Raw genomic sequence first — 17,075 nt, 5'->3', positions numbered from 1 at the left:
CATCACCTCCTACATCATACTTCCACAATTGGTTGCTCAGCAGCCAATTGCAATACATCTTCCAATAAATATTTTGTAAATGCTTCACCACTATAAGCACTATATATACTATTCTTTAATATTTGTGGTTGTTTGTCTTTTAAGTCCCCGTGCTTTGGCGTATAACCTCTATCAGCCGAAGCGAGCATGCCATAATCCATAATAGAATCACCTGCTGCCACGTGCATATTATATGTACAATGCTCCTTCAAATACGAGATGGCCGCTTCTTTCGTCAACACCTTTGGTAAAAAATACAATTTTCTTCCTTGTAGCAATACGTGCCACCCATAGGCTGCAAAATCTTGAATCATTGCCTGTACTTCGTCATTCTGCAACACATTACAATCTACATAATGAACATAAAAAAGCTCATCTACATAAAACGATTGTTGCAGCCATTGTTCAGATTTAATGCGATCAAACCTGCGTACTAAATCTGCCTGTGGAATAGCCGAATCTTCAATTCTTTTACGTAAAATTTTAGACCATTCCTCATTAGGGCGACCTTGTTCTATTATTGTACCCCCATTGCTCGTAATTGCAAAAGCGGGACGCAATTCTTTTATTGCATGGATGCGTTCATATTGATGTACTGCTCGTGTGGTCACTGGTACGAACAAAGTTTGCTGTTGGACTTGTTGCAATAATGACATCGTCACTTCGGTCATCATACTAAGGGCTTCCCCATTTTTTCGTTCAGCAATAACGGGCATTGTATTTGGTGGATATAAATCCATCATACGCTGGGAGTAAATAAGCGTTCGATCTAAATCAGATGTAAACAGTAGCATGTTTCATCACCTCTACACTTCTTTTATTAAGCCACAACACGCATAAGACATGTGTGAATATTCTTCAAGCTGAACATTTTTTTCCTTTGCTAACAGCACGATATGTGCTAATTCGTGCATATAGTTTGGGTTAATTAAAATTTTCCAAGGTACTCTACGTAGTAATACCCTTGTCGTTTCCCCAACGCCAGGCTTTACTAAGTTACTATTGGTTATGCCATAATGTTGTTGAATGGCAACTACCGATTCCAACCCTCGCCAAGTAATTGCAGATGGTTTTCGCTCCAGAAGTTGTTGCGCTACCTCTTGCTGAATTTGCAAAAAGTGCGCACTAATACGGTCAACAAATAAATTGGATACGTCGGCATCTTGTAGTTCCTGATAATATTTCGCGCCGTGAAAATCATTGCCATCCATAAACTGTTCATTCCATACCGTTCGGCTAACTAAGCCTGATACAGTTGAATTTAAGCAGGCAGATGGAATTAAAAAATCATTACGGGTACCATAAATTGCAGCACAATGCCCCGGATCAGCCAGTACTGCCAATGTTGCATCTAAGTGCTTATGATGTTGGGCATTAAAGCTTTCACAGGCTTGTTGTAATTCTCTTGTAATGGCACCTTTTCCTGTCCAGCCATCGATAAACTGAATGCGTGCATGTGGATGCTCTGTCAATATGTATTCTAAAGCAGTCTCATCAATACCCCGCCCTCGTAAAATCGAAATCGTATAGTGTGGAACGCTTACGTGATAATGCATGTTTATATAACGTTTAATTAAAATACCAATGGGCGTACCTGCTCTCGCTAAACTCACAAGCACCAAATGCTCTAAACCTTGACGTTCTACAATTTGCTGTGCCACTATCCCTACAGCAAGCGCAATACGCTCCGCATCGTCCTCTAATGTTTGATAAAACAAGTTCATATAGGCTTCAGAAGGAAGATACTCTACTGGTAACATTTCTGAATAATGGATACCTGATTGAATAAGTTGTTCACGCTGCTCATTTGCTATTTCTAAGTTTATGTTACTAATATCCCTTAGTAAAAAGACAACATCCTCTGAAGAATAGCTCCCCATTTTGTCGGGTTGCTTCATTATATTCATCATTCAGTCCCCCTTTTGTGCATGCAAATCACATAAATAGTAGCGTTACTAACAGATTTCAATGCTTGTACTGCACGTGCCACTACGTCTTCATTGGCTATACGTTCTATGACTAAAAAAAGTTCCGAATACGGATGACGCTGTAAGTTATATAAATAATTTTCCACACCATTATTTTCCGGACTTTCAAAAGCTATTTTTTCGGTAATTGTATAAGAGACATTATCCTCACAATAGATTGGGCTGCGCGTCGTTGATTGGAAATAGACATCTTCCCCTAAATAAGCCGCTATTTGCATTGGCACATACATAAACTCCCCTGTACCGATAACAAGTGCAGGCCCATCTGAACGAAGCGCTTGCATTTGTCGTGCAATCTTTTGATATGTTTGCTGTTGTGCAGCGTGCTGCGCAGTTGTTAACATAAAGCGGCCTGTTGCTAGCATATAAGGTGCTCTATTAATAACCCCATTATTAGCGATAGAATAATAATGTTTCTGCTCAACTGCTTCGTTCACTGCTAGCAACTTCATGTCTGTTGTTGTTTGAGATGTCGTTTGTACTTGGTCCGAAGTTAAAGATGGTGTGCCATCACAGTTAAATTGCCCACTTAAAATCGATATGAATTCAATTGTTATGCCCCATTGGGATTCAAGCTCTGCAAACTTAACTTGTTGCTGTGGCGAGCGCCAATCTAAAATCGATAAAACGGTATAATGCTGAACAGCAGTGAACTTTTGGCGCAATGTTTCGATTATATTAACGACGGTATTACCTGTTGTAATTTCGTCATCAATTAGCACAATTTGTTTGGCCTGTAGCAATTGATTTGGTTCCTCACAATACACCCGATGACTTGTCGCATGTGAATGTTCTTCTTCAAACGTGACAAATGGTTCGAGCTCCGGCAGTAGTTCGCGTGTTGTATGAATATAGGTTGCTTTGGACTGAAACGTATTAAAAACAGCATGACCTAGCGCGGTAGCTGTTTCAGCAAAACCGATAAACAATATGTCCTCAGCTAAATCTAACTTGTTTGCTTCTACTTGCTGTAATAGCTCTTGTACATTTTGCTGCTTTTTAAGCGCTTGTACAACTGAAGGTAATAACACCGCCTCATGACCAACATGTTTTTCATAATACATCATTGCTAATAATGCGCCAGTCAATATCGGCACTTGTGGACGAACAGCTAGATGCTTACCGAGAACAGTACTTACAAACAAAAATTGCCTCTTTTTATTAATACGTGTAGCCATATGAAATAAATCTGTCATGGCAAAATCATAAGGGTTGTTTGTAATCTCGATATCGATGTCATAATCTTGAATAATGTTCAACTTGTTGCTGAGCTTGGTCATCCTTACTTCCTCCTACAGGTGTATTTAATAACAGAGAGGCGAAATTGGCAGATTCATTGTAGACGCCGTATATAAGAGCTTGGCGCAACACTTTCTGTGCCCATCTCATATGGGGCTTCATCTCATTCATTTTATTGGCATACTGGCTTTTCACTACGCCCTTTTGCCCATCATTATTTTCTATAATACTAATGGCATCTATATATTCTTCATAAGAAACAACATACAAAGCATGCACAATGCGCAGATGACTAGGATGAATAATCGTTTTACCTAAAATGCCATTTTGCCTATCTAGCATAACTTCCTTCATCAAGCCATCTAAATAGTCATCGAGTAGCGCCTGTCGTGCAAATAATGCATCCTTCTCACTGAATGGTGTTGCTCTTAATGTTGGTTTTAATATCCGCTCATTGCTGAAATATTCCCATACTGGCCCCGAAATGACAAAGTCATCTTCCTCACGACCAAGGACATTAACGATATCTGCAATACAATCTCGAATAACAGCAATATCGTAAATGGTTGCATCTACTCTACGTCGAATTCCGTAAATTCCACAAAAATCAGTAGCACCAATACGGACATTTAGTACACGTTTGCGGTATTGACGTAGTACGTCTTTAATGGCAAATAATGCCGTCATGCGAGACTCTTTATATAAAATGTCCTGACTTTCTAAAATCGGCATGCCATATAACGTTAGTTGATGCTGTGCAATTGTTTGCTCTAGTATTTCAAAATAAGCTCTCCCTTGTACTGCTGTAAATTTAGGAAATACATATCCTGTAATCACTTCTTGATGCTTTCCTAATTCAGACGTTAAAAGCTGAAATTGCTCTACACTACGTACCCGAATAAAAAGCAATGGTAAATCTTCAAGTGCAATGTCTTTCTGAACATACAGCTTGTACAGCGCATTAATATCTTGTATTAATTTTTCCTGACAGCTCGCTAACTCTGCATCACCTACTGCATCTTCTAAATCGATAACAAGTGATTTCAAATCTTGATATTTTTGTGAGTATATCATTTCAATAATGTTTGGCATTGATGCAGGCATATATAACGTTGCACCTAATGCATACGATAAAATATCAGGTGTATCTAATTTCGTAAAGTTACGTGGTTGTTTATAAAAAATCGCTTCCGTTTCGGTTGCAAAATATTGCATCTACTTCTCTCCTTCATCATTATATGCACTTTGTAAAAAAGGCACTGCATCAACCTGTTTATACAGACTAATACAGTGCCTTTCGTTAGCTCATCATAATTAAATTTACGCTTACTAGAAATGCCCTTCGTTTAAGTAATCGTATTGAATTACTCTAGACCATAAGCTTTAATTAATGAAGCGAGACCGCCTTGATAGCCGGAACCCACAGCGGCAAATTTCCACTCTCCATTATTTCGGTAGAGTTCACAAAATACGACCGCTGTCTCAATGCTGAAATCTTCACCTAAATCATAGCGCAACACTTCTGAACCAGATTCTTCATTAGTTAAACGCACATATGCGTTAAGTACTTGTCCGAAATTTTGACGGCGACCTTCCGCATCGTAAATTGTTACCGTTACAACAATTTTTTCGATTTGAGGAGAAACTTGTTTTAAATTAACAAGAATTTTTTCATCGTCTCCATCACCAACACCGGTACGATTATCACCCATATGCTGTACAGACTTATCAGGACTTGTTAGATTATTATAGAAAATAAAGTCTTGTTCATTACGGCATTTTCCAGATGCGTCTAATAAAAAGACCGATGCATCTAAGTCAAAGTCATTTCCTCCATCGAATTGTTTAACATCCCAACCTAAACCAATACCGGCAGTATTTAAGCCTGGATCGTGCTTCATTAAATCAATACGTTGTCCTTTACTTAACTGAATACCCATTGAAAAAAACTCCCTTTCTCGTGTAAGTTAAACTTTTAGTTTACGCTTAAGCCATAATCATTACAAAGTGCAGCTAAACCACCTTGGTATCCAGCACCGATTGCGTTAAATTTCCATTCTCCATTGTGACGGTATAATTCACCTACAACAACGGCTGTTTCAATACTAAAGTCTTCACCTAAGTCATAACGAATGATTTCTTCATTTGTTGCGGCATTCACAATACGGATAAATGCGTTCGACACCATACCAAAGTTTTGGCTACGCGCTTCTGCATCATGAATTGTCACAGTGAAAGCTAGGCGTTGCACATGTGCAGGTACTTCTTTTAACGCCACTTTTACGATTTCGTCATCCCCATCGCCAACTCCTGTTAGGTTATCGCCCGAGTGTTCAACTGAACCATTTCCTCCGACCGTATTGTTGTAGAAGATAAAGTCATTTTGATCTGCTACTTTGCCAGTGTCAGCAAGTAAAAAGATAGAAGAGTCTAAATCAAAATCATGTCCACCATCGTATTTATTCGTGTCCCAGCCTAATCCTACGATAACATTTGATAATCCCGGATTCGTTTTTGTTAAATCTACTTTTTGTCCTTTTTGTAATGAAATACCCATTTGTATTCCTCCTCAAATTTATAATTATTGATATCTTCGAACTACATCACCAAGTTTTACATCATTTGTACCATTACCAATAGCAGCAAATTTCCACTCGTTACCGTGACGATAAATTTCTCCACATACCAGTGTCGTTAAATTCGAATAATCATCACTTAAATTATAACGAATTAACTCATTGCCTGTCTTGTCATCGTATACGCGAATATATGCATTTTGGATCATACCGAAATGCTGATTACGACCAGCTGCATCATAAATGTTTACAACAAAAACTAATTTATTGTATTGAGCAGGTACGGCTCCTAGCTCTACCGTAATGACTTCATCATCACCAGCCCCGTCTCCTGTTAAGTTATCTCCTGAGTGAATAACAGAGCCACATTTACTCGATAATTTACCGAAATAAACAACGTCATCGCCAGCAACAATACGATCATCTTGCAACATTAAAACGGAGGAATCACAGTCAACATCTCTACCTGCTGATCTATTACTAGAAAATAGGCCTCCTAAAAAGCCTCCACTTTTTGTTTGACTGACAGGGTCCCACCCTAAGCCAACTTTAATTTTATTTAAACCAGCATTGCCTTTTGTTAAATCTACACGCTGTCCCTTTTGTAAATTAATCCCCATTTTAATGCCCTCCTTATTTGCCTGCGCATCTGCAGAAAAAAGTTTGATGTGTTGAGGCTGCAATGCATTCCTACAGGCAAGCACCGAGTCCTCTCTCATTACACGAATCAATACACTTATTCCTTATACCCCATAAAAGGTTTTATGCGCTTTACTAAACCTTTATTAGTAAGCCGTAGCTACTTCAATAAAGTATGTATTTCAGCATAATTTAAGTCTAAAATAATATTACATAAAATTCAAATAATGGCTCCAGGATGAAATTGTAATTTTCCGTTTACACAAGTAAAAACCTTCTCGCTTTTTAAGCAGAAGGCTTATTACCCGATTAACTTTTCATTTTCGGATCTAATGCATCACGTAAACCATCACCCATTAAATTAAAACCAAGTACGGTTAGCATAATGGCTAGCCCTGGGAAAATCATTGTCCATGGCGCTTTTAGTAAGTAGATACGGGCATCGGCTAGCATTTTACCCCATTCGGGTGCTGGCGCTTGGGCCCCTAATCCTAGGAAACCTAAGGCAGCGGCTTCAATAATTGCCGTCGCAATAGCTAATGTCCCTTGTACAATAATTGGCGTCATGGAATTCGGTAAAATATGCGAAAATAAAATACGTGAATCACGCATTCCTATCGCTTTTGCTGCCACGATATATTCCTCTTCTTTCACACTTAACACTTTGGAGCGAATTAACCGCCCAAAGTTCGGTACGTTAATAATGGCAATCGCAATTAACGCATTTTGTAATGACGGCCCAAGAACAGCCACTACAGCGATCGCTAGTAAAATACTAGGAAACGCTAACATAATATCGAAAATACGAGAAATAATTGTATCAATCCATCTACCATAGTAGCCTGCAAGAATTCCAAGTAAGCTTCCTACAACCACAGACAGCACAACCGCAAAAAAACCTATTCTTAAGGAAATACGCGCCCCATGGATAATACGAGAAAAAATATCACGACCAAAGTCATCTGTGCCAAACCAATGCGCACTAGAAGGCGCCAATAATCGTTTCGACAAGTCCTGTTCATTAACTCCTTGTGGCGCAATGGACGGACCAAATATAGCAAGAAGAATAAAAAATACTACAATGCCTGCACCGACTAGGGAGATTTTGCTTTTTTTAAAGCTGCGCCACCCTTCTCTCCAAGGACCTGCCGCACGCTCTCGACTTACTACTGCTTCTTTTTTAATATCTATCGCACCAGTCATTATCGCATCTCCCTCCTATTTGTATTTAATGCGCGGATCGATAACCGTGTAAAGTAGATCGACAATTAAATTAATCATAATGAAAATAAACGCAACGATTAAAATACCCGATTGAATAACTGGATAGTCGCGGAAGCCAATGGCATCATAAATATAGCGACCAATGCCCGGCCAGCTAAAGATTGTTTCGGTTAAAATAGCTCCACCAAGAAGTAAACCTGTTTGCAGACCAATGACTGTTAACACCGGAATGACAGCATTTTTCAAGGCATGTTTATACACGACAACAAACATTTTTTGACCTTTCGCTCTAGCTGTCCGAACATAGTCCGAGCGCATGACCTCAAGCATAGACGAGCGGGTAATGCGTGCAATAATCGCCATCGGAATCGTCGCAAGTGCCACCCCCGGTAAAACTAAGCGCTTTAAAACTTCCGTAAACTGATCAAACCGCCCTTGTAGCAGCGTATCGAGCAAATAAAAATGGGTAATTGCATTGATAGGGTCACGCACATTATCACGTCCAGCTGTTGGGAACCAACCAAGCTTAATACTAAACGCCCATTGCTCCATCAGACCTAGCCAAAAGACAGGCACAGATACACCAATTAAAGCAATCACCATTGCTAAATAATCAAACCATGAATTTTGGAACCAAGCGGAAATAATACCTGCATTAACACCAACAATAATAGCAATAATCATTGCAAAGATTGCTAATTCTGCTGTCGCCGCTAAATAAGGAAAAATCTCTTGAGAAACAGGTAATTTCGTCCGTAATGACACGCCTAAATCGCCCTGAAAAATACCACCCAAATAGCCAAAATATTGTGTGTACCACGGCTTATCTAATCCTAAACTTGCGTTTAATGCCTCAACCGCCTCTTTCGTCGCCTGCTGACCTAAAATCACTTGCGCCGGGTTACCAGGAATTAAACGAATTAACATAAAGACGATAAAAGTCATTCCAAGCAAAACTGGGATTAATTGAAATAAACGTCTTCCCATATAGTGAAGCATCTTCTTCACCTCTCTGTAATTTTCTAATTATACTTTTGCTATGAAAAGCATTGAAGTCTATACACATCCTGTAGAAAGGGACAGCCTTCAACAACGTTTGACGCTTAGATGGATTATCTTTCATACAGAAAACGGGTTGCGACCAACATAGTCACAACCCGTTTTTACAACATTAGTCAAAGTCCAACGCTGTAAAAATCTTGTTACGTCACTATGAGTAAGCGACAATTTTCATTGCTCTATTGTCTAATTCATATCTACGCCTTCTAAACGGTCAGAGCCTGTTGGATGTGCCAAGTAATTTGTCACTTTAGCACTTGCAGCTAAAATAGGAATGGAGTGTGCAAGTGGTACCCAAGGCGCATCTTCAGAAATAATGACTTGCGCTTGTTTGTATAGCTCAGTACGTTTCGTTTCATCCACTTCTGTTTGAGCAGCAACAAATATGTCATGTAACTTTTCATTGTCATAGTAAGTGTAGTTATTAGAACCGATATTATCAGCATCTAATAATGTGTAAAGGAAGTTATCAGCATCGCCGTTATCCCCAGTCCAACCAAGTAAGAATGCATCTGCTTCACCATTTTGAGCTTTTTCTAAATACGTAGCCCATTCAAATGAAACAATTTTAGATGGCATGCCTACATCCGCTAAATTCTTTTGAATTGCTTCAGCAATTTTTTGACCATCTGGCATGTACGGACGTGGTACTGGCATTGCCCATAGCTCAATTTCTTTACCGTCATAGCCTGCTTCTTTCAGTAATGCTTTTGCTTTTTCAGGATCATATGCATAGCCTGCAATATCATCGTTATAGCCGGCAATTACTGGAGGCATCGGGTTTTTCGCAGGCTCAGCTAACCCTTCATAGAAAGCATCTACTAAAGCTTGCTTATCAATTGCATAGTTCACTGCTTGACGAACTTTTACATTATCGAACGGTGCACGTGTTACCGTTAATCCAAGATAACCAACATTCATGGATGGACGCTCGATTAATTGTAAGTCTGCATTCGCTTCGATTGATTCTTTATCAGATGGACTTAAGCCATCCGCTACATCTACCTCACCGTTGTTAAGCGCATTTAAACGTGCAGAGTTTTCAGGATACGAACGGAAAATGACTTTATCTAATTTCGGTAAACCTGCGATACGGTAGTCAGGATTTTTTTCAATTGTAATGGAATCATTGCGTACCCATTTGACAAATTTGAATGGCCCTGTTCCTACTGGATTATCGATTAACGCATCATCATTCGCTTCAAATGCTTTTGGAGAAGCAATAGCGAATGGAGACATCGCTAAGTTTTTCAAGAATGGTGCTTGTGGCTGTTTTAGTTTAAAGACCACCGTGTTATCGCCTTCTGCCGTAATCGATTCGATTACTTGCTCACCATCCATCGTAAATTGAGACATGAAGTATGGGAACTTATCAGCACCAGCTTTCCAGCGCTCGAAATTTTTCACGACTGCCTCTGCGTTAAAATCAGAGCCATCGTGGAATTTGACACCTTCTTCAAGCTGGAAAGTATAAGTTAATCCATCAGGTGAAGCATCCCAAGATTTTGCTAAACCAGGTTGCAAAGTAACATCTTTATCTCCAAAGTTAATTAGCGTCTCATAAAGATTTACTGTTACTTTAAAAGACTCTCCCTCTGTTACTGTTGCAGGATCAAGTGCAGTAGAGTCTCCGCCTCGACCATATACTAATGTTTTTTCGCCACCGCCAGCTGAATCGCCACCAGTAGACGTATCTTTTGAACCTGAATCCTTGCCATCAGAGCCACCATTACACGCAGCTAGGATTGTCGAGAGAACAAGGATTAGCATTACGCCTAATGACCAAAGCTTCTTTTTCTTCATTTACTTTCCCCCTAAAACTTTTTTATATCATTTAATGTTGAAGTGCATCATATAGATGACAAGCAACATAATGACCCGGTTTCACTTCTTGCAGTTTCGGTACAACGCTTGCGCACTGTTCTTTCTTAAACGGACATCTTGTATGGAATGCACAGCCGCTTGGCGGATTGGATGCACTCGGAATATCTCCAGAAATAATGAGCTGCTCACGTTCAAAAGTTGGATCAGGCACAGGAACAGAAGATAGCAATGCCTGTGTATACGGGTGGAGCGGCTCTGCATATAAATTCTCACTAGCTGTCAGCTCTACTAACTTGCCTAAATACATAACGCCGACACGATTACTAATATGTCGCACAACCCCTAAGTCATGTGAGATAAATATATAAGTAAGCTTTAATTCCTTTTGCAACGATTGCATAAGATTTAAAACTTGCGCTTGAATCGAAACATCTAACGCTGAAACTGGCTCGTCCGCAATAATTAAACGCGGATTTGTCATCAGTGCACGTGCTATGCCAATCCGCTGTCTTTGACCACCACTAAATTGATGCGGATAACGTTTTGCATGATATTCATGTAAACCAACGATTTCAAGAAGCTCTAATACTTTCTTTTTGCGTTCCTTCGAATTGCCCATGCCATGCACAATAAGTGGTTCCTCTAAAATCTTGCCAATCGAATGGCGTGGATTAAGCGAAGCATAGGGATCTTGGAAAATCATTTGGATATCTCTGCGCGCTTTGCGCATCTCATTGTTTGATAATGTCGACAGCATTTTGCCGCCAAATTCAATGTTCCCTGCTGTCGGTTCAAGTAAGCGCATTAATAGACGACCTGTTGTGGACTTACCACAACCTGATTCCCCTACGATGCCTAATGTTTCCCCTTCGAATACTTCAAAAGAGACGTCATCTACAGCTTTGACATCCCCAACTTGTGTATTTAAAAACCCTTTGCGAATAGGGAAATATTTTTTCAAACCATCAACTTTCAACAACACTTTCGACATGATGAACCACCTCCTGTTCTTCCAATAAGAAGCACCTTGCTTTATGATGCGCTGTCGCTGCGTATAAAGGAGGTGTTTCCTGTAGGCAACGCTCCATTGCAAATTCACAGCGTGCTGCAAAGCGACAGCCATTTTTAATGGTGCCCGGCTTCGGTACAGTGCCAGGTATTGAATAAAGGCTATCTTTTTTATAGCGCATATCTGGTACGGATTTAATAAGCCCCTGCGTATAAGGATGCTTAGGCGTTTTAAATATTTCTTGAATCGATGCTTCTTCTACAATTTGCCCTGCATACATAACGATCACGCGCTCACAAGTTTCGGCGACAACGCCTAAATCATGCGTAATTAATAAAACCGCCGTATTCATACGCTTGTTTAAATCTTTCATTAGTTGCAAAATTTGCGCTTGAATCGTTACATCGAGTGCGGTAGTTGGCTCATCTGCTATCAGTACCTTTGGGTCACAAACTAATGCCATAGCAATCATCACCCGCTGGCGCATACCACCTGACAGTTGGTGAGGATAATCCTTTAATAATTCCTCTGCACGAGGTAACCCTACTAGTTTCATAATGTCTATTGCTCGTGCAATAGCTTTCTTTTTCGACCATTTAGGATTATGAATTAAAATAGCTTCTTTCAGTTGCTCCCCAATAGTAAATAGCGGGTTTAAGGAAGTCATCGGCTCTTGAAAGATCATCGCCACATCCTTGCCTCGCACTTTTTGCATTTGCTTATCCGTTAATTTCGCTAAATTTTTGCCATCTAATAAAACTTGTCCACCCGTGATTTTTCCAGGGGGCGAAGGAATTAAGCCCATGATCGACAAAGATGTTACGCTTTTCCCACTACCTGATTCCCCAACAATCCCTAAAATTTCTCCTTCATGGACCGAAAAATCAATATCATCAACGGCAGGAATCTGTCCATCATCTGTGAAAAAGGTTGTTTGTAACCCTTTAACCTCTAACAGCTTCTTTCGCATGTTCAACACCCCGTCCTACCAAATTTTTATAAAATTACAAATTTATAGTTTATTATATACTAACTATCACTAAATTCTCTATTTTCAGATAATTCTAACTAAAATACCCCTCTCTTTCAATCATTATTATTCTGCAAATAACATATATTTTCTACTTTTTTCGACATCTCTTATAGTAACTTCCTAATTTTAATAATAAAAAAGCCTTCCATAAATGGAAGGCTTTCTACGGTGTCAGGCACTCAAACAATTCTCACACAATTTAGTTGTGGACCACTGCTTAGGCATACTCTATAATGGCGATGATGATTACCGCTGACGTATGTGTACGTGGCAAGCACTGCCATAACGAAATTCAACGGCAATCGTTATCTTTCATTACTTAATCTAAATGTTGTACTTGGAATAAATTATAGTAAGTACCTTGCTTCTTCATTAGTTGCTCGTGATTACCTTGTTCTATTAATTGTCCATGATCAATAACGAAAATTTTATCTGCATGTGTAATAGTAGAAAGTCGGTGCGCAATAATAATTGTTGTGCGGTCATGCACAAGGGCATCCAATGATTCTTGAATAAGTGCTTCACTCTCTAAATCAAGCGCTGATGTAGCTTCATCCAAAATTAAAATTGGTGGATTTTTTAGAAATACACGGGCAATAGCCACACGTTGCTTCTGTCCACCCGATAATTTGACCCCTCGTTCACCAACCTTTGTGTTATAGCCATTCGGCAAGCTCATAATAAAGTCATGCGCATTCGCCGCTTTTGCTGCAGCAATTACTTCTTCATCAGACGCATCCGGTTTCCCCATCAATATATTCTCTTTTACTGAATCACTGAACAAAATATTATCCTGTAATACAATTCCAATTTGAGAGCGCAATGAATGAATTGTGAGGTCTCTAACATTATGTCCGTCTACATAAACCGCTCCATCCGTCGTATCATAGAAACGAGGAATTAAACTGATAATAGTAGACTTTCCTCCACCGCTCATCCCGACAAAGGCAACTGTTTCCCCTGGATTTATGGTAAAATTCATATTTTGTAAAATTGCTGAACCATCTGCTTCATATTGAAAAGCTACATTTTCAAAACGTACCTCACCTGTTGCCTTCTCTAGTGTTAAAGCATTTTCTTTATTTTTCACCTCATAAGGCTCATCAATAAGGTCAAACATACGGTCCATTGAGGCAATCGACTGCGTCAACGTTGTAGATGAACTTACCAATCGTCGAAGTGGTCCATAAAGTCGTTCAATATAAGCGATAAAGGCAACCATCGTACCGACAGATAACGGTCCATTAATGACTTGATAGCCTGCATAAGCGATAACAAGTAATGGTGCTACGTCGGTAATCGTATTAACAACTGCAAAAGACTTCGCATTCCATTTTGTTTGATCTAATGCTTTTTCTAAAAACTCGCCATTCGCTTCGTCAAATAATTTTTGCTCATGCTTTTCGAGTGTAAAACTTTTAATAATACTCATTCCAGCCACTCGTTCATGAAGATAACTTTGGACACCCGCAAGTGCTTGTGAACGATTACGTGTTAACATCCTAAGTTTGCCAAAGAAGAACCTTACGCTAATTGCATAGAACGGGAAGGCAATTAATGCTACAAGTGTCAGTTTGACATCCATAGCCAACATAATAGCAACGGCAATGACAATCGTCGCTAAATCAAGCCAAACATTCATTAACCCTGTCATGACAAAGTTTTTCGTTTGCTCAACATCGTTAATAACACGTGAAATAACATCGCCAGCTCTTGTATTGGCGTAATATTTCAAGCTCAGCCTTTGTAAATGTGCATATATTTCTTTACGAATATCAAAAAGGACCTTGTTACTGACATGTTGTGCAAAGTACTGACGGTAATACTCGATTGGAGGTCGAATAACAAAGAACACAATAATTGTACCGCCTAACCAGTAAAACAATTCCTTTGTTTTTTCCGCATCCGTTAAGTTTTCCGCAGCAATAATATCATCCAATACTATTTTGATAAGCAATGGAATAAATAACGGGATTGCAAATTTCACTATACCGATTAATACCGTTAAAAGTATTTCCCATGTGTATGGTTTTACAAAACGCATATAACGTTTTATACTACCCATTTTTCATCACTTCCTTATTAGAAAACCACCTTTGTAGCTTTCTATACATTAAAAAACAAACAGACATTCTATGACGAATGCCCTTTCGTATTATAGCAATATTTAGCATGAAGTACAGTAAGTTGAACTTTTATGCTGACTATTTCCATTTCCACAGATCGTCTTATTCATAAAATACCCTTTAAAAAACAAAAAACACCTATTAATTTAATAATAGGTGTTACTGACTATCATCCGCTTGCATATCGAGCTGAAACTTATAGCGACTTGTCCAAGCATCGATAAAATCAGGTGCAAAGGGTCCTCTTTTTTGTTGTATCCAGCTAATTAATTTTTCGACATTACGCTTTAAAATTTTATCGATGACATCTGGGTAAGACATTTCCTGTCGATGCTGCTCATATTCATCTTCATCCAAAAGGGTATACGACATATCAGGAAAGACCTTAATATCTAAATCATAGTCAATATATTTAATGGCATTATTATCGAAAACAAATGGTGAGCTCAGATTACAATAATAATATACACCGTCTTCACGCAACATGCAGATAATGTTAAACCAATGCTCCGCATGGAAATAACAAATAGAAGGCTCCCTCGTTAGCCACGTACGACCATCGGATTCAGTCACAAGTGTTCGTTCATTCGCACCGATAATAATGTTTTTAGTTCCTTTTAAAACCATCGTTTCTTGCCAAACACGGTGGATGCGGCCATTGTGCTTATAACTATGTATTTGTATCGTTTCTCCTTCTACCGGTATTGCCATCTTTGAAGCCCACCTTTTCGTCTATGCTACCTAAATCTAGCAGTCTCTAGTATATTATAGCAATCTGTACGCGAAAGGTGTAGTTGAAAACTACAAATTTCACTGAGTCATGTTATTTATGTACAAATTTTCGTAAATTAATAGCAATTTCCATCATAATAGCAACCTTATTGGAATTTTTTAACTGACAGCTAAAAAATATAGAAAAGGGCTGTCCTTTTCATCTTTTCGATTTTCAGACAGCCCTTTAGAAGGTAAATGCAATTATGCAGTTACAAAATGATTACTTGCTAGAGTTTTGGTTATTCTTAGCAAATTGTCCTGAAGCTTGCGCTTTTTTCTGCTCAGCTTTAGCATTTTGCTGTTGCACTTCGTTGAAGTCTGTTTCATATCCAAACTCTTCACTTTGGCGTTGCATATTTTTATTTGCTTGTTGGTTCGTGTTTTGATTTTTCTTCATCAGTCATTCACCTCCACGCTCATTATTGTGTACAGAGGTGATGACATTTATGCTCTTTATTTTTTATTTTATCGCCTGCCAAATTTTTAACATGGGCACTGGCATTGGCAATAGCTCAATTTGTTCCCGTGTTAGCCATTCACCCTTTTCACATAATTTGCTCTTCATATAATGAGCATTTATATGCCATGTTAAATGAGAAAATACATGTTTAAATGTTAAAATGTCTTGCTTTGCTTGCGGCTCTATTTCATATTGTTGGACAAAAATTTCAAATGCATTTTCGTTCTGTTCAACCATTGGGAACTGCCACATATTTGCGAGTAAACCTTCTGAAGGACGTTGCTCCATTAATATTCGTCCATTGTCATCCTCACAGACAAAAACATCGAAGAAAATATGCTTCATCTTCACTTTTTTGGATTTCACAGGTAATGTCTCTGGTTGTCCTTCATGAAAAGCTGTGCAATAATCACGAACCGGACATAATAAACATTTCGGTGAAGTTGGTGAACAAATGAGTGCACCCAGTTCCATTAAGCCTTGATTAAAGGAAGATGGATTTTGTGGATCAATTAGTTCATCAACCGCAGTTTCGAAAATTTTCTTTGTTTTCGGAAGCGCAATATCGTCATGAATGTTTAGGACTCGACTTAACACACGCATAACATTGCCATCAACTGCATGCTCAGGCTTGTTATAGGCAATACTTAATATAGCACCTGCAGTATAGGGACCTACGCCTTTTAGCTTCGAAATTTCATGACGATTATCAGGTACAATCCCACCATAGTTTTCTAAAACTTCACGAACCCCAGCTTGCAAATTTCTCGCTCGCGAGTAATAGCCGAGGCCTTCCCAATGTTTTAATAAATATTCTTGAGGTGCCTCTGCTAATAATTCTAAAGTTGGAAAGCTTTCCATGAAGCGATTGTAATAAGGAATAACAGTGTCGACGCGTGTTTGCTGTAGCATTACCTCAGAAACCCATATTTTATAAGGGTCCTTTGTATGCCGCCAAGGTAAATCTCGTTTCTCTTCTTCAAACCATTCGACTAAAGATTGTCGAAATTCTGCTACATATGGATAATTCACAGTGACCTCCCGTGTCTTTACGATTTAATTTATGTTTAAAAGGGTATACAATT

16 protein-coding genes are annotated in these 17,075 nt (G+C 38.9%); all 16 read right to left on the bottom strand.

All coding sequences use genetic code 11. The annotated features are described in order from the left end of the window. Positions 1 to 14: 14 nt before the first annotated feature. Positions 15 to 833 (bottom strand): HAD family hydrolase, encoded by an 819-nt coding sequence (locus ACIQXI_RS20030; protein WP_402928041.1) that lies wholly within the window; start codon positions 831 to 833, stop codon positions 15 to 17. A gap of 12 nt (positions 834 to 845) precedes the next feature. Further along, positions 846 to 1,949 (bottom strand): cysteine protease StiP family protein, encoded by a 1,104-nt coding sequence (locus ACIQXI_RS20025; RefSeq protein ID WP_402928040.1) that lies wholly within the window; start codon positions 1,947 to 1,949, stop codon positions 846 to 848. Next, complete coding sequence (locus ACIQXI_RS20020; RefSeq protein WP_402928038.1) at positions 1,946 to 3,307, bottom strand: phosphoribosyltransferase family protein; 1,362 nt, start codon at positions 3,305 to 3,307, stop codon at positions 1,946 to 1,948. The genes ACIQXI_RS20025 and ACIQXI_RS20020 overlap by 4 nt, the downstream gene beginning before the upstream one ends. Continuing rightward, entirely contained in the window at positions 3,264 to 4,481 is a 1,218-nt protein-coding gene (locus tag ACIQXI_RS20015; RefSeq protein ID WP_402928037.1) for an HpcH/HpaI aldolase/citrate lyase family protein, read from the bottom strand. The genes ACIQXI_RS20020 and ACIQXI_RS20015 overlap by 44 nt, the downstream gene beginning before the upstream one ends. A 149-nt stretch (positions 4,482 to 4,630) precedes the next feature. Then, complete coding sequence (locus tag ACIQXI_RS20010) at positions 4,631 to 5,206, bottom strand: TerD family protein (RefSeq protein ID WP_402928036.1); 576 nt, start codon at positions 5,204 to 5,206, stop codon at positions 4,631 to 4,633. Positions 5,207 to 5,241: 35 nt separating this feature from the next. Continuing rightward, positions 5,242 to 5,823 (bottom strand): TerD family protein, encoded by a 582-nt coding sequence (locus tag ACIQXI_RS20005; protein WP_402928035.1) that lies wholly within the window; start codon positions 5,821 to 5,823, stop codon positions 5,242 to 5,244. A gap of 24 nt (positions 5,824 to 5,847) precedes the next feature. Then, positions 5,848 to 6,462, bottom strand: coding sequence for a TerD family protein (locus ACIQXI_RS20000; protein ID WP_402928034.1), 615 nt, complete (start codon positions 6,460 to 6,462; stop codon positions 5,848 to 5,850). 328 nt (positions 6,463 to 6,790) lie between these two features. Next, positions 6,791 to 7,684, bottom strand: a complete 894-nt coding sequence (gene nikC, locus ACIQXI_RS19995; protein WP_402928033.1) for a nickel transporter permease — start codon at positions 7,682 to 7,684, stop codon at positions 6,791 to 6,793. 15 nt (positions 7,685 to 7,699) lie between these two features. Then, the gene (locus tag ACIQXI_RS19990) at positions 7,700 to 8,704 is read right to left on the bottom strand and encodes an ABC transporter permease (protein ID WP_402928031.1); all 1,005 of its coding nucleotides are present in this window, start codon (positions 8,702 to 8,704) and stop codon (positions 7,700 to 7,702) included. Positions 8,705 to 8,950: 246 nt separating this feature from the next. Continuing rightward, positions 8,951 to 10,567, bottom strand: a complete 1,617-nt coding sequence (locus tag ACIQXI_RS19985; protein ID WP_402928030.1) for an ABC transporter substrate-binding protein — start codon at positions 10,565 to 10,567, stop codon at positions 8,951 to 8,953. A 31-nt stretch (positions 10,568 to 10,598) separates the two neighbouring features. Next, positions 10,599 to 11,579, bottom strand: a complete 981-nt coding sequence (locus ACIQXI_RS19980) for an ABC transporter ATP-binding protein (RefSeq protein WP_402928028.1) — start codon at positions 11,577 to 11,579, stop codon at positions 10,599 to 10,601. Then, the gene (locus tag ACIQXI_RS19975) at positions 11,554 to 12,567 is read right to left on the bottom strand and encodes an ABC transporter ATP-binding protein (RefSeq protein WP_402928027.1); all 1,014 of its coding nucleotides are present in this window, start codon (positions 12,565 to 12,567) and stop codon (positions 11,554 to 11,556) included. The genes ACIQXI_RS19980 and ACIQXI_RS19975 overlap by 26 nt, the downstream gene beginning before the upstream one ends. A gap of 382 nt (positions 12,568 to 12,949) precedes the next feature. Then, positions 12,950 to 14,695, bottom strand: a complete 1,746-nt coding sequence (locus ACIQXI_RS19970; protein WP_402928025.1) for an ABC transporter ATP-binding protein — start codon at positions 14,693 to 14,695, stop codon at positions 12,950 to 12,952. Between the two features lie 220 nt (positions 14,696 to 14,915). Further along, a complete protein-coding gene (gene ntdP, locus ACIQXI_RS19965) occupies positions 14,916 to 15,467 on the bottom strand; it encodes a nucleoside tri-diphosphate phosphatase (protein ID WP_173479563.1) in 552 nt (183 codons plus the stop codon). A gap of 283 nt (positions 15,468 to 15,750) precedes the next feature. Further along, the gene (locus ACIQXI_RS19960; RefSeq protein ID WP_402928024.1) at positions 15,751 to 15,927 is read right to left on the bottom strand and encodes a gamma-type small acid-soluble spore protein; all 177 of its coding nucleotides are present in this window, start codon (positions 15,925 to 15,927) and stop codon (positions 15,751 to 15,753) included. A 63-nt stretch (positions 15,928 to 15,990) separates the two neighbouring features. Continuing rightward, positions 15,991 to 17,022: an A/G-specific adenine glycosylase gene (mutY, locus tag ACIQXI_RS19955; protein ID WP_402928023.1), complete on the bottom strand. Its 1,032-nt coding sequence runs from the start codon at positions 17,020 to 17,022 to the stop codon at positions 15,991 to 15,993. Positions 17,023 to 17,075 lie beyond the last annotated feature (53 nt).

Origin of the sequence: Lysinibacillus sp. NPDC097195, from assembly GCF_044762075.1 — a bacterium.
GTDB lineage: Bacteria > Bacillota > Bacilli > Bacillales_A > Planococcaceae > Lysinibacillus.
Note: the sequence above shows the minus strand (reverse complement) of the source record. Positions and strands in the feature narration are given on the sequence as shown.

Coding starts and splice junctions, on each gene's coding strand:
- ACIQXI_RS20030 (WP_402928041.1), bottom strand. CDS start 833: ATGCTACTGTTTACATCTGATTTAGATCGAACGCTTATTTACTCCCAG.
- ACIQXI_RS20025 (WP_402928040.1), bottom strand. CDS start 1,949: ATGATGAATATAATGAAGCAACCCGACAAAATGGGGAGCTATTCTTCA.
- ACIQXI_RS20020 (WP_402928038.1), bottom strand. CDS start 3,307: ATGACCAAGCTCAGCAACAAGTTGAACATTATTCAAGATTATGACATC.
- ACIQXI_RS20015 (WP_402928037.1), bottom strand. CDS start 4,481: ATGCAATATTTTGCAACCGAAACGGAAGCGATTTTTTATAAACAACCA.
- ACIQXI_RS20010 (WP_402928036.1), bottom strand. CDS start 5,206: ATGGGTATTCAGTTAAGTAAAGGACAACGTATTGATTTAATGAAGCAC.
- ACIQXI_RS20005 (WP_402928035.1), bottom strand. CDS start 5,823: ATGGGTATTTCATTACAAAAAGGACAAAAAGTAGATTTAACAAAAACG.
- ACIQXI_RS20000 (WP_402928034.1), bottom strand. CDS start 6,462: ATGGGGATTAATTTACAAAAGGGACAGCGTGTAGATTTAACAAAAGGC.
- nikC (WP_402928033.1), bottom strand. CDS start 7,684: ATGACTGGTGCGATAGATATTAAAAAAGAAGCAGTAGTAAGTCGAGAG.
- ACIQXI_RS19990 (WP_402928031.1), bottom strand. CDS start 8,704: ATGCTTCACTATATGGGAAGACGTTTATTTCAATTAATCCCAGTTTTG.
- ACIQXI_RS19985 (WP_402928030.1), bottom strand. CDS start 10,567: ATGAAGAAAAAGAAGCTTTGGTCATTAGGCGTAATGCTAATCCTTGTT.
- ACIQXI_RS19980 (WP_402928028.1), bottom strand. CDS start 11,579: ATGTCGAAAGTGTTGTTGAAAGTTGATGGTTTGAAAAAATATTTCCCT.
- ACIQXI_RS19975 (WP_402928027.1), bottom strand. CDS start 12,567: ATGCGAAAGAAGCTGTTAGAGGTTAAAGGGTTACAAACAACCTTTTTC.
- ACIQXI_RS19970 (WP_402928025.1), bottom strand. CDS start 14,695: ATGGGTAGTATAAAACGTTATATGCGTTTTGTAAAACCATACACATGG.
- ntdP (WP_173479563.1), bottom strand. CDS start 15,467: ATGGCAATACCGGTAGAAGGAGAAACGATACAAATACATAGTTATAAG.
- ACIQXI_RS19960 (WP_402928024.1), bottom strand. CDS start 15,927: ATGAAGAAAAATCAAAACACGAACCAACAAGCAAATAAAAATATGCAA.